General features: G+C 70.3%; 6 protein-coding genes. 4 read left to right on the top strand and 2 right to left on the bottom strand.

Going from position 1 to position 13,624, the window contains the following annotated elements; translation table 11 throughout:
* Positions 1-160: 160 nt before the first annotated feature.
* The 4 genes from AB0M01_RS02435 to AB0M01_RS02420 are packed head-to-tail and all read left to right on the top strand — an operon-like array spanning position 161 to position 4,660.
* On the top strand, positions 161-1,801 hold the full coding sequence (locus AB0M01_RS02435; RefSeq protein WP_363665068.1) for an ABC transporter ATP-binding protein: 1,641 nt from the start codon (positions 161-163) through the stop codon (positions 1,799-1,801).
* On the top strand, positions 1,798-3,543 hold the full coding sequence (locus AB0M01_RS02430; RefSeq protein WP_363665067.1) for an ABC transporter ATP-binding protein: 1,746 nt from the start codon (positions 1,798-1,800) through the stop codon (positions 3,541-3,543). Before AB0M01_RS02435 ends, AB0M01_RS02430 begins: the two co-directional genes overlap by 4 nt.
* A complete protein-coding gene (locus AB0M01_RS02425) occupies positions 3,540-4,409 on the top strand; it encodes a class I SAM-dependent methyltransferase (RefSeq protein WP_363665066.1) in 870 nt (289 codons plus the stop codon). Before AB0M01_RS02430 ends, AB0M01_RS02425 begins: the two co-directional genes overlap by 4 nt.
* Positions 4,409-4,660 carry a phosphopantetheine-binding protein gene (locus AB0M01_RS02420; RefSeq protein WP_363665065.1) on the top strand — a complete coding sequence of 84 codons (252 nt, stop codon included), beginning with the start codon at positions 4,409-4,411 and terminating at the stop codon, positions 4,658-4,660. The genes AB0M01_RS02425 and AB0M01_RS02420 overlap by 1 nt, the downstream gene beginning before the upstream one ends.
* A gap of 56 nt (positions 4,661-4,716) precedes the next feature.
* Here the strand turns inward: AB0M01_RS02420 and AB0M01_RS02415 are convergent, their stop codons facing one another.
* Positions 4,717-6,567 (bottom strand): siderophore-interacting protein, encoded by a 1,851-nt coding sequence (locus tag AB0M01_RS02415; RefSeq protein ID WP_363665064.1) that lies wholly within the window; start codon positions 6,565-6,567, stop codon positions 4,717-4,719.
* Between the two features lie 9 nt (positions 6,568-6,576).
* Entirely contained in the window at positions 6,577-13,620 is a 7,044-nt protein-coding gene (locus AB0M01_RS02410) for an amino acid adenylation domain-containing protein (protein WP_363665063.1), read from the bottom strand.
* Positions 13,621-13,624 lie beyond the last annotated feature (4 nt).

Raw genomic sequence — 13,624 nt, 5'->3', positions numbered from 1 at the left:
CAGGTCACTGCAACACCAACGAAGGTTAGGCTAACCTTGCCCCGTGCCGCCACCCATCCCACCGCCCGAACGAGGTGCAGCCGCCGACCCGTCAGGGCTGGGGCGGGGACCTCTGACCCGCTGGTTGCCGGTGCTTTTCCAGGCCCCCACCGAACCGCCCGTGGTGCAGCCGTTCGAGGCCGCCGCGGGGACCACGGCCGGCCGGTTCCTGGTCCGCGTGATCCTGTCCGTACGGCGGATCACCGTTCCGGCAGCGCTGGCAGCGGTCGTGTGGCAGGTCGGCGAGGCGGCCGTCCCGGTGGTGATGGGGATCGCGATCGACCGGGCGCTGGCCACCGGTGACGCCGGCCAGTTGGTGCTGTGGATCGGCGTCCTGGTGGGCTTGTACGTCGCGCTGACCGGGGCGGCGAAGATCGCGACCCAGCTGACGGCGTACGCGATCCAGCTGCTGCAGCACCGCCTCCGGAGCACGCTCTCGACCGGCGTACTGCATCCGGTCGGTGGCGGCGCCCACGCGCCGGACGGCGGGGTCGTCTCGGTGATGACCAACGACGTCGCCCGGATGTCCAACGGGGTGCAGCTCGTGATCATGCCGGTCGCGCGGATCACGACCATCGGGTTCATCGCGGTGTCCCTGGTGACGACGCACTGGCTGCTCGGGCTCGCCGTGCTGGTGGGGGCGCCGGTCGCTGTGTGGTTGATGGGCGTGCTCAGTGAGCGGCTGTCGCGGGACACGCGCGAGTACCAGGGGTTGCTGGCCACGACCGTCGGAATGGCGACGGATGTCGTGGCGGGGTATCGGGTGGTGAAGGGGATCCGGGCCGAGACCGAGGCGACCAGGAGGTACCGGCAGGCGAGTCAGGAGACGCTGGTCGGGGCCAAGCGCAATGCGGGGTTGCTGGGGAGATTTCTGATGGGGTCCGGTGTGGTCACCGGGGTCTTCGTTGCCGCGGTGATGGGGTTGGCGGGTTGGTTCGCCGTGGACGGGCAGTTGAGCGTTGGCGAGCTGATCGCCGCTGTCGGGCTCGCGCAGGCTCTGTTGCCGCAGATCCAGTCGATCGCGAACGACTCCATCCCGAACCTCGCCGGGTCTCGTGCCTCGGCCGCCCGGATCCTCGACGCGGTACAGACCGGCGTCGCGGTGGAGCCTGAGCCTGAAGACCCGACCCAGCCGGAGGTTTCGCAGCTGCCAGTGCTGGAGATTTCGGCAGACAGCATGACAATCCGGGTGCAGCCCGGCGAGCTCGTGGGCGTGCGCACCGACGACCTGACCGCCGCCCGCCTCGCGGAGGCGCTGCTCGATCCGCGCGAGTCCGGCGAGCTGACCGTACGCCTCGACGGCATCGCCGCGCGCGAGCTGACCGCCCACGAGTACCGCTCCCGCGTCACCTTCACACCGCACCGCGTCGTCCTGTTCGGCGGCACGATCCGCGACAACCTCACCGCCACCGCGGCCACCCCCGAGCTACTGACCGCCGCCGTGCGTGCCGCGGCCTGTGACGACTTCGCCGCCGACCTCGACCTCCCGGTCGGCGAGGACGGCAACCGGTTCTCCGGCGGCCAGCTCCAGCGACTCGCGCTGGCCCGCGCCCTGGCGAGCGACGTACCGGTGCTCGTCCTGCACGACCCGACCACGGCGGTCGACTCGGTCACCGAGCACACGATCGCGGAGCGCCTGCGCGAGCTGCGATCGGGCCGGTCGACGCTGCTGATCACCTCGTCGCCCGCGTTGCTGAGCAGCTGCGACCGCGTCGTCGACCTGCTCGTGGACGCACCGGTGCCCGCAGGGACAGCGCGGTGACCGCGGACGCGCTGCCGGTCGCCAGCGGCAGGGACACGGCCAAGGAGGTATGGCGACTCAGCCACGGGCACCGGCTCCGGCTCGCCACCGTCGGCGCGCTCGGGATCGTCAGCACCGGCGTCAACGTGATCCCGCCGCTGATCATCGGGTTCCTCGTCGACCGGGTCCGGGCAGGCACCGCCGACGTCGGCACCGTCCTCATCGTCGCGGCCGTCATGATCCTCTCGGCAGTGCTCGGCGCGGCCGGTACGGCGGTGACGATCGTGCTGGCCACCCGCGTCTACCACACCATCCTCGCCGCGCTGCGCGAACAACTCGTCGCCCGCGCGATGACGCTCCCGCAGCACCTCGTCGAACGCGCCGGGACCGGAGACCTGATCTCCCGGACCAGCGACGACGTCACCGCCGTCGCCGACGCCGCCCCCGCGGTGATCCCCGCGCTCACCGTCACCGCGTTCACGATCGTCGTGTCGCTGGGCGGCCTGGCAGCGCTGGAGTGGCCGTACGCCGTCGCGTTCGCCGTCGTCCTGCCCGTCTACTTCCTCGTGATGCGCTGGTACCTCCGGATCGGCCCGCGCGTGTACGGCGCCGAGCGCGCGGCGATGAGCGCGCGGGCGCAGCAGATCCTCGAATCCCAGCGCGGCTACGCGACCGTGCTCGGGCTCGGCCTCGCCGAGCAGCGGCACCAGACCGTGATGGCCGCGTCCTGGGGCGTCGCGATCTGGACGCTTCGGGCGCGCGCCGTCCAGGTGATGCTGAGTCTGCGGCTGAACCTCGGCGAGTGTCTGAGCCTGGTCACCGTGCTCGTCGTCGGCTTCGTCCTGATCGACGCGGACGCCTCGACCGTCGGCGCGGCCACCGCTGCGATGCTGCTTGTCCTGCGGCTGCTCGGACCGGTCAACGAGCTCGTGTTCGTCGTCGACGATCTCCAGTCGGCGCTGGCGTCGCTCAACCGCATGGTCGGCGTCGCCACCATCCCGGAGGAAGCGGACGAGCCGGCGGTGACCGCGGACCCGGGCGTCGCCGTACGGCTGCAGGACATCGGCTTCCGGTACGGCGACGGCCCGCGCCTGTTCGACAACCTCAGTCTCGACGTCCCCGCCGGTCAGCGCGTCGCTGTGGTCGGTGCCTCGGGAGCCGGCAAGACGACGCTCGCGGCTGTCATCGCCGGCATCCATCTGCCCGACGCCGGGACGGTGGCCCAGCCCGGCCGTACGACGCTGATCACCCAGGAGACACACGTCTTCGCCGGAACGCTGCGGGACAACCTCACGCTCGCCGCGCCCGGCGCCACCGATCACGACATCCACGCGGCGCTGGACGCCACTGGAGCAGCCGGTCTGATCGACCTGCTGCCGGACGGTCTCGACACGACGATCGGCACCGGCGGCCAGCTGCTGACCGACGCGCAGGCCCAACAGGTCGCCCTCGCGCGGCTCCTGCTCGCCGACCCGGAACTGGCGATCCTCGACGAAGCGACCGCCGAGGCAGGCTCCACCCACGCAGGGTTGCTGGACCGTGCAGCCGACGCAGTACTGCGCGGCCGCACCGGGTTGGTGATCGCACATCGCCTCTCCCAGGCCGCGACCTGCGACCGGATCGTCGTCATGGAGCACGGCCGGATCATCGAGACCGGAACCCACGACGAGCTGGTCGCGGCAGGCGGTGTGTACGGCGGCCTCTGGAGCGCGTGGGAGGCCGGACAGAGCACGAACAACCCTTCAGGAAGGACTCGGTCATGACGGGAAACGTTGTCGGCACACCGGACAACACGGCGGTGCGGACCGCGTTGTGGCGCGCCCTGCACACGCAGGTCGACGAGGCGCCGCACGTCCTCGACGACGTGCTCGGCGCCCGGCTGGCGCAGGACGACGACGGCTGGCGCGAGCGTGGGGACATGGTCCCGGCCGACTCCCGGGGCAAGCGCGCCACGATCGTCGGGCGGGCCCGGCTGACCGAGGACCTGGTCGCGGAGGCGGCGAGCCGCGGCGTCGACCAGTACGTGATCCTCGGCGCCGGTCTGGATACCTACGCGCAGCGTCATCCCGAGACGACGATGACCGTCTTCGAGATCGACCAGCCGGAGACGCAGAGCTGGAAGCGGAACCGGCTGATCGAGCTCGGCCAGGACCTCCCGGACCGGTTGCGGCTGGTCCCGGTCGACTTCGAGGCCAACGACGACTGGTGGGAGCGGCTGCAGGAGGCCGGCTTCGATCCCTCGCGTCCCGCGGTGGTCTCCTGGCTGGGCGTCACCATGTACCTGACCGAAGAGGCCACGACCGCGACCCTGAAGCGGGTCGCGAGTCTGCCGGCCGGTTCCTCGCTGATCCTGACGTTCTTCCTCCCGCTCGAGGATCTCCGGCCCGAGGACGTGGCGATCCGCCGGGCCTCCCGGGAGGGCGCCCGGCGTTCCGGTACGCCGTTCATCAGCTTCTACACCCCCGGCCAGGCCGTCGAACTGACCCGCCAGGCCGGTTTCGCCGAGGTCGAGCACATCTCCGCGACCGGCCTGGCCGATCGCTACTTCGCGGGCCGGTCCGACGGCCTGCGTCCCTACAGCGGCGAGGAAGTGCTGATCGCCACCGTGACAACGAACGAGGAGTTCTGATGAGACTGTCCAGCGAGCAGATGATCGCCGACATCGCCGACGTCCTGTACGTCGAGCCGGCCGAGATCGATCACGAGCTGAGCCTGCGCGACCAGGGGATGGACTCGGTCCGGCTGATGGACCTGGTGGAGCGCTGGCGGACCGCCGGAGTCGAGCGGATCGACTTCATCACGCTGGCCGAGGACTCGCGGCTGGAGCACTGGGTCGAGGTCATGGAGAAGCTCCAGAACGGCGAAGAGGTCGTTTCCTGACCCTGCGGTAGAGCGTCCGCCCGGGTCGTCGTGGACGACCCGGCCGGCACCTCAGCTCACGGCGCGAGCACGCGCAGCGTGTTGCCCCAGCCCACGACCGACTTCTCGATCAGCCGCAGCCCGGCGTCGGCGATGACCGCCTCGAGCTCGTCCGCGGTGCGGTAGCCGGAGCCGTGCAGTGTCAGCCGCAGGATGTCGAGCTCGGCGTCGTGCTCGTCCAGCTCGTCGGGATCGAATGTCGACTCCACTAGCAGCACTCGGCCACCAGGACGCAGGCTCGCGGCGGCCCGCTGGAGAATCAGACTCGCCTCAGCGTCCCGGTGCTGCCCGAGCGTCTCGATGACCAGTACGGCGTCCGCCGGCTCGGTCTTCTCGAACACCGACTGCTCGACGATCCGGATCCGGTCCCGTCGGCTCGCGTCCGCGATGCTGACCGGAAGATCCTCGCGGAACCACCTGGCCGCGGTCGGCAGCGCCACGACGGTCACCCGCGCGTCCGGATGCTCGGCGGTGAGGAAGTCGGCGTGGACGCCGGCGCCGGTCGCGTGCACGACCACCTCGCCGACGCCCGCCAGGGCGGGGGACTTCGCGAGCGGCCCGGCCAGGACCTGGACGAACCGGGACTTGTTCTCCAGGTACTTGTGCTCGAACGTCGCGTCGCCACGGAGGGCGTCCCAGTCCTGACCGGTCACCGACTCCAGCACCGGCTGGTCGTCGCGGACCGCCGCTTCGACGCCGAAGAAGGCCTGCGACATCCGGGACTCCACGCCGGTGGAGAGCAGGTGATCGAGCACGGTCTCGGTGGTCAGGTACTCACCGGTCTCGGTGAGCTTGTACTCGTCGCCGACGCGTTGCACGAGCTCGATCGCTTCGAGGTACCGCAGGAACTTCGCCAGCGAGCGTTCCTTCGCGCCGGTGTGCTGAGCGAGTGCGGGCAGGGTGCGTACGCCGCGGCTGATGCAGTCGGCGATCCCGAGGTTCGCGGCCGCCCGGATCGCCAGCGGGGGCAGCAGCTCGGACATCTCGTGGAACTTCTCGAAGGCCTCGTCGTTGCGCTCCGGGTCCGGCAGCGAGGGGTCCTCGTCCAGCGCGACGACCTCCGCGCGCCGCCAGTAGCCGGTGAAGTCGATGTCGGCCTTGTCGACCCCGCGCTCCTCGATGAGGTACCGCCGCAGGTCCCGTACGACGGACTGCTCGCCGGCGAGCCAGGCGAACATCGCGCCCTCGCGGTGGCCGGCGTCCCGGACCGCCTGCAGCAGCAAGGGTTCCGCGCCCGCCGCCTGCCCGTTGCGCACGATCCAGGTCACCTGGACACCGGGGCGGGCCGGGAACTCGATCCGGTGCGCCTCCTCGGCCACCTCGATGAAGACCTCGGCCTGGGCGTCGTCCGGCAGCTCCGCGAGCAACCGGTCGATCGCCGGGATCGCCGTGTCGTCACCGGCGACGAGGAACCAGTCGTACCCCTCGGGCTGCCCGTAGGTGACCGACGGACCACCGACGTGGATGCGGTCGCCGGGTTTCGCCCGGTACGCCCACGTGGTGGCGACGCCGACGCCGTGCTTCACGAAGTCGATGTCGAGCTCGCGGGTCTGTGCGTCGTACCGGCGGACGGTGTAGACCCGCCACAGCGACGGCGGGTCGGCCGGCCACTTGTACTTGCCGTCCTTGTAGGTCGGGAGGATCGGGTCGGTCTCGCCGGGGTACGGGAAGATCAGCCGGACGCTGTCGTCGAAACCGTCGGCCGAGAACGCGGGGAAGGCCGTCCCGTCGCTCGCGGTGAACGCTCCCAGCTGGTCACCGGTCACCGTCACCCGGCGCAGGCCGGGCGTGATGTCGACGACCCGCGCCACCTCCAGCTCCCGCAGGACGATGGTGTGGACGGCGGACGGGCGGGCACGACGCGGCACGGCGACTCCTCATTCATGGGCCTTGAACTCGTCTGCGACGGCTTCGCGGAGGTCGGTGACCACCTGGTCGGTGAAGCCGAGGAAAGTGATCGTGGTGCTGGTCGGTGCGAGCCGGTACCGGATCACCGCGCGGTACAGCTGCTCGGTGCCTTCCGGGGCCGGCGATCCGCTGTCGTAGACCCGTGTGACCAGCACGGCGGGGGAGGGGGTACGCCGCAGGGCTCTGCGTCCGGCCTTGTTGTGGTAGCGGAGCAGCGCCAGCTCGGCGGTTCTGGCCGGCTCGGTCTCGTCGAGAGCGACGGTGGCGGTGAACGGACCGATTGCGGTGCCGTCAGAAGTCAGCGAGACCTCTTCGTCGACCACCTTGATTCCTGCGTTGTGCAGCGCGTTGCGGACCGCTTTGCTGACGACATCCTCGGCGAGGCAGCTGTCCCAGTCGAACCCGGAGATGTTGCCAGCAGCAAACACTTGTACGTCGTCGGTCTGCGCTTTGGCGAGCAGGTCCTTCCAGCGATCGAGGCCGTCGGTGGCGACCGCGTCACCGGCTGCTTCGATGGCTTCGAGCGCGGGGACAAGCGCTGGTGTGCGCGACGTTTCTCCCTGCACCAGGGCTTCCGCCAACCGGTGCAGCGAGGCTCGGTCGACGATCGCCGCGTGCACCGCGAGCACTGCCTCCGTCGGGGAGTAGGCGAGGGCAGCCGGGCGGCCGGTCGAGAGGTCGACGAGATCGACGGCGGCCGCTCTGAGCGCGTCGACGTCGCCGGTCAGCTCCACGGTTTGTGGCTCGACTGCAGGCAGCAGGTGGGTGAACCAGAGCCGTCGGTTGCCGGCGTCGACCGACAACCGAAGCGCCTCCGTGCCGGCGACGAGTGAGCGGAAGGACGACTCGTTCACGGGCGAGCTGATGACTTCGGTGAAGACGTACTCGTCAGGGGCAGGGGCCGCCTCGCGCAGACGCTCGAGCGCAGCTGACGTCGGGACGAGGACCGGCTCGGTCGCGACGGCGGCGGATGGCTCGACCAGCGCGGCGAGGGCGCCGATCGTCCGTCCTACGAACACCTCGGACAGCTTGAACGTCAGACCGTGCTCACGAGCGAAGGCCACCAGCCGGGCCGCGGAGATGCTGTCGCCACCCAGGCGGAAGAAGTCGTTGTCCACGCCGAGCTCGACGTCCTGGTCGAGTTGCAGCACGTCGCGGAAGACGCCGGCGAGGGCGATCTCGGTGTCGGTCTCGGGCGCTCGGCCGTCAGCCGCGCCTGCGCCCAGCTCCGGCTGCGGCAGCGCGCGGCGGTCGAGCTTTCCGTTGGCCGTGACCGGGAACCGGTCCAGGTGCACGAAGACCGCGGGCACCATGTAGTCCGGCAGCGACTCGGCGAGGTACTCCCGCAGTACGGCGTCGTCGGCGTCGGTGACGACGTACGCCGCGAGGTACTTGCCGCCGGCGGGGTGATCCAGAGCGGCGATCGCCGCAGCCGAGACCGCCGGGTGCTGTTCGAGGACGGCGCCGATCTCGCCGAGCTCGATCCGGTTGCCGCGGATCTTCACCTGGTCGTCGCTGCGGCCGAGGTACTCCAGCCGTCCTTGGGCGTTCCAGCGCACCACGTCACCGGTGCGGTACAACCGGGCGCCGTTGTCATCGGCAACGAATCGGCCGGCGGTCAAGGCAGCGCGAGCCACGTAGCCGTCCGCGAGCTGCACGCCGCCCAGGTAGAGCTCACCTGCCACACCGACCGGCACCGGACGCAGCCAGGTGTCGAGAACCCGCGTCGTCGTGTTCGCCACCGGGGCACCGATCGGCACTCCGACCGCATCGACGAGCTCGGCTTGAACCACCTGGTGCGCGGTCACGTCCACCGCGGCCTCGGTCGGCCCGTACAGGTTGTGCAGCTCCGCGTTCTCGAACAACGCCAGGGCGCCGGCCGCGGGGGAGACGGGGAGCGCCTCGCCGGAGCAGAAGACCCGTCGTACCGAGGCCACCGACGTCCGCTCCGGAGCCGAGGTGAGGAAGGCCTGCAGCATCGACGGCACGAAGTGCGTGATCGTGACCGCGTGCCGATCGATCACTTCGAGCAGGTACTGCGGATCCTTGTGTCCGCCGTCCTGCGCCACGACGACCGTCGCACCGGTGACGAGCGGGAGGAAGAACTCCCACACCGACACGTCGAACGTGAACGGGGTCTTCAGCAGCACCCGGTCCTGCGCGCCGATCTGGTAGTCGTCGCGCATCCAGTGCAGGCGGTTGACGATCGCTTCGTGGGTGACCTGAACGCCCTTGGGGCGGCCGGTGGTGCCGGAGGTGAAGATCACGTACGCCGCGTCCGTCGGCAGCAGCGGCCGCGAGAACCGCGGTGGGTCGGCGAGGTGGGCCCTGTCGTCGATGACCACGCTGGGCACCGGGTGATCGGCGTGCCGATCGGTGATCATCACGCGCGGTTCGGCGTCCTCGAGGATGTGCCTGACGCGTTCGGTGGGGTAGTCGGGGTCGACCGGTACGTACGCCGCCCCGGCGCGGATCACCCCGGCCAGCGCGACCACCAGGTCGGCCGAGCGCGGGAGGGCGACCGCGACCCGGTCGCCGACCTGCACGCCCTCCTCGACGAGCCGGTGGGCGAGCGCGTTGACCCGCGCATCGAACGCGCCGTACGTCAGCTCGGTGCCGTTGTCGGTGACGACGGCGACCGCGTCCGGGGTCGCCGCGGCCTGGCGGCGTACCAGCTCGTCGAGGGTCGTCGTGGGAACGTCGACCGCCTCGCCACGCGACCAGGAGTCGATCTCTGGTGATTCCAACAGGTCGAGATCGCCGAGCCGCGCCTCCGGACCGGCGGCGATTGCCTCCAGCACCGAGTTGAAGACGGCAACGAACCGCTCCGCCGTGGCGCCGTCGAACAGATCGGTCGCATACGCGAGCTTCCCGCTCAGCTCGTTCGGCGCGTCGAAGAGGTCGAGATCGAGATCGGTCTTGACCGCGCCGACCGCCGCGGGAGCCCGGGTCGTCGTGGTGTTCCCGATCTGCAGACCGCCGCGGCCCTCGATGACGCGGTGGGTGAGCATGATCTGGAAGAGCGGGTTGCGGCCGACGGACTGCTCGGTGCCCAGGGCCCGGGCGATCTCCTCGAACGGCGCGGCCTGGTGCTCGAACCCGTCGAGCACCGTACGCCGGGTCTGCTGCAGCACGTCGGCGATCGAGTCCCCGGCGTGCAGCCGGTGGCGGATCGGCAGCGTGTTCACGAAGTACCCGACCAGGTCCTCCAGCCCGTCCTCGGTACGCCCGCCGACCGGTGAACCGATCACCACGTCCGTTCCGGCGCCCAGCATCGAGACGGTCAGCGCGGTCGCGGCCTGGAGGGTCATGAACATGCTCACGCCCTGCGCGTCGGCGACCTGCCGCAGACCGGTCGCGACCGACGGATCGACGGTGAAGCGGAGATCCGCGCCGCGATGGGTCGGTGCCACCGGCCGGGCCCGGTCCAGCGTGATCGTGGACTCTTCGGGGGCGTCCGCGAGGACCTCACGCCAGTAGGTCAGGTGCTGGGAGAGCAACGACGTCGGGTCCGACGCCGTACCCAGGACCTCGCGCTGCCAGAGCGCGTAGTCGGCGTACTGGGCCCGCAGGGGTGTCCAGGTCGGCTCCTGCCCCGCGGCCCGTGCTGTGTAGGCGGTCGACAAGTCGCCGAGCAGTGACGGGAACGACCACTCGTCCACGGCGTGGTGGTGTACGGCGACGACGAGCACCGTCTCGTCGTCGCCGGTGCGGAACAGCGCGACCCGGATCGGGAGGTCGACCGCGAGATCGAACCCGGCCTGGATCACCGCGCTCACGCGGGCGTCCACGTCCGTGGCGTCCTCGACCAGCAGCGAGACCCGGTCGGCCGCTTCGTTCGCCGGTACGACGACCTGACGGAGCGTGCCGTCGTCCTCGACCAGGAGCGTGCGCAGTGCCTCGTGACGAGCGACCACGTCCCGGACCGCTGTGCTCAGCACGCCGGGATCCAGCTCGCCGTGCAGACGCAGCACCACCGGCACGACGTACCGGCCGCCTGGCCCACCGAGCTGATCGATCAGCCAGAGGGACTGCTGTCCGTAGGAGACGGGGAGGACGGCCGGGCGGTGTAGATCGCCGATCCGTGGCCGGAGGGCTGTGGCGGTTGTGGTGGCTTGGGCGAGTTGGCTGATGGTGGGGTGGTCGAAGACGTCGCGCAGCGTCAGTGCGGTGCCGAGCTGCGCGTTGGCGCGGGCGACGACCCGGGTGGCGAGCAGCGAGTGCCCGCCGAGGCGGAAGAAGTCGTTGTCGACGCCGGGGTCGGTGTCGAGGTGGAGGACGTCGCGGAAGATGCCGGCGAGGGCGGTCTCGGTGGCGGTCTCGGGCGCCCGGCCGTCGCCCGCGGTTGCGGCGAGGTCCGGTTGGGGGAGTGCGTGGCGGTCGAGCTTCCCGTTCGGTGTGGTGGGGAGTTCGTCCAGCCGCACCAGGGCTGTGGGCATCATGTAGTCCGGCAGCGACTGGGCGAGATGCTCGAACAGTGCAGCGTCGGCGACCCCCTCGGCCGCCGTCGTGACATAGGCGGCGAGGTACTGACCGCCGGCCGGGTGATCCAGCGCGACGACCGCCGCGCCGGATACTGCCGGGTGCTGTTCGAGGACCGCGCGGATCTCGCCCGGTTCGACGCGGTGGCCGCGGATCTTCACCTGGTCGTCGCTGCGGCCGAGATACTCCAGCTGTCCTTCGGCGTTCCGGCGGACCAGGTCGCCGGTGCGGTACAGCCGAGTGCCGTTGTCGGAGGCAACGAATCGATCGGCAGTCAGGCCCGGGCGGTGGAGATATCCGTCCGCGAGTTGTACGCCACCGAGGTAGAGCTCACCCGCTGCTCCGACCGACACCGGACGCAACCACGGATCGAGGACCTGGGCGGTGGTGTTCGCGACCGGCGTACCGATCGTCGTGTTGCCGATGGCCGCGGTGCCGTCGCCGGTGACTTCGCTGGAGCCGTAGAAGTTGTGGAGGGTTGCTTGGGGTGCGGCGGTCTGCATGGTGTTCGCGACGCCCGCGGTGAGTGCTTCACCGGAGGAGATCCAGTGCTGGACGGTGGCCAGCGCCGTGGTGTCGTGGCGGATCAGAACGTCGGCGAGGCTGGGGACGGTCAGCAGGTGCGTGACCTTGTGGCGGGCGATGGTTTTGAGCAGGGCGGCTGGGTCTTGCGCGGTTTCGGCCGGTACGACGACCACTCGGGTGCCGGCGATGAGCGGGCCGAACAGCTCGGTCACTGCGTCGACGAAGCCGATACCGCTCTTCGAGAGTGCCACGCTGTCCGGTGTGTAGTTCAGAGCTTGCTGACCCCAGGCGAGGCGGTTCACGAGTGCGCGGTGGGTGAGGGTGACGCCCTTGGGCTTCCCGGTGGTTCCTGAGGTGAAGATGACGACGGCGGCGTCGAGTGCGTTGAGCGGCCTGGACAGTACCGGGGCGGTCTGCTCGTGCCGTTGCTCAGCGAGTAGCTCGGCGGTGATGGTGAGGCTGGGCGCGGCCACATCGAGAATGTGCTTGATGCGCTCCGCGGGATAGCCCGGATCGATCGGCACGTACGCCGCGCCGGCCCGCAGCACCGCCGCGAGGGCCACGACGAGGTCCACCGAGCGGTCCATGGTGATCGCGACCCGGTCGCCGACCTGGACGCCTTGGTCGACGAGGACGTGGGCGAGCGCGTTGACGCGTGCATCGAACTCGGCGTACGTGAGTTCGATGCTGTCGGCAACGATCGCGATCGCGTCCGGGCTCGCGGCGGTCCGGCGGCGCAGCAACTCGTCGAGCGTCGCGTCGGGAGCGTCGAGCGGCTCGCCGCGCGACTCCGGGGCCTCGGCACTCGGTACGAGTTCGTAGAGAGTCTGATCGAGCGGTCCGTCGAGCACGGTGTCGAGGAACCGGCCGAACTGCTCGGCGTGCTGGTGGGGATCGCGTTCGGCGGAGCCCGCGGAGAGCTCGAGCCGGATCCCGGTGTCCGGGGTGCGGTAGACCGCGAGGTCGAGCGATCCGACCGGCCCGGTGCTGATCGTCTCGGACTCGCCCAGACCGGCCGGCGACTCGAAGAGCCGGATGTTGATCGTCGGGAGTCCGAGGTACGACGCTTGACCAGCCGGCCAGGCACGGGCGATCTGGTGATCCTCGACCGCGGTGTGACGCCGGGAGGTCTTCAGCTGCTCGGCGACGACCCCGAGGACCTGCCCGAAGGTGTCGTACGGGCTGATCTCGGTGACCAGTGGGATCGCTCGCGAGATCGCACCCGGGGTCTTCAGCGCTTCGCGATCGTCGCGCAGCATCAGCGGGACCCGGACCGCGACGTACTCGCGGTCCTCGGCCAGCGCGGTGTAGACGCCCCAGAAGGAGATCAGGGCATCGGTCCAGGAGACCCGAGCAGTGCGAGCGAACTGCTGAACCCTCGCGTAGGTGTCGTCGGAGGTCGGGACGACCACCGGTCGAGTCGAGGAGACGAAGACGGCGGAGAGGTCTTCGGAGTGGCCGGCGGTGTCGATCCCGAGGACGCCGTTCCAGTACGTGACGTCTTCGTCGGAGCCGAGGTCTGCGACGGGTTTCAGGCTGCCGAACCAGCGCTCGGGGACCGGGCCGTCGGCTTGGTAGATCTCGGTGACGCGGCGGATGAACAGGGAGATGCTGTAGCCGTCGACGAGCAGGATGTTGGTGACCAGGATCCAGGCCCAGCCGCCGTTCTCGCGGCGGACCAACGTCGAGGTCGTTGCCGGTTCCGGGGTGCCTTTGAGGTGCTCGCGGGCCAGGGCCCGGATCTGCTCGTCGCCGTGGCCGGCGTCCACGATCGTCGTCGGCAGCGTGGTGGTCGGGTCGACGTACTGGAACGGGATGCCGTCGTCCTCGCCGAAGCGGACGCGGAGGGCGTCGGTTTCTTCGAACGCCGTACTCACTGCGGACGCGAGTGCGGCGGGGTCGATGGAGCTGTCGAGCCAGATCAGCTGGCCGGCGCTGAAGACCGAGGACTCGGGTGCGAGGTTGCGTGCCACCCAGTTGCCGCGCTGGCTCGCGGTCAGCTCCATGCGC

Origin of the sequence: Kribbella sp. NPDC051770 (assembly GCF_040681455.1) — a bacterium.
Taxonomy (GTDB): Bacteria; Actinomycetota; Actinomycetes; order Propionibacteriales; family Kribbellaceae; genus Kribbella.
Note: the sequence above shows the minus strand (reverse complement) of the source record. Positions and strands in the feature narration are given on the sequence as shown.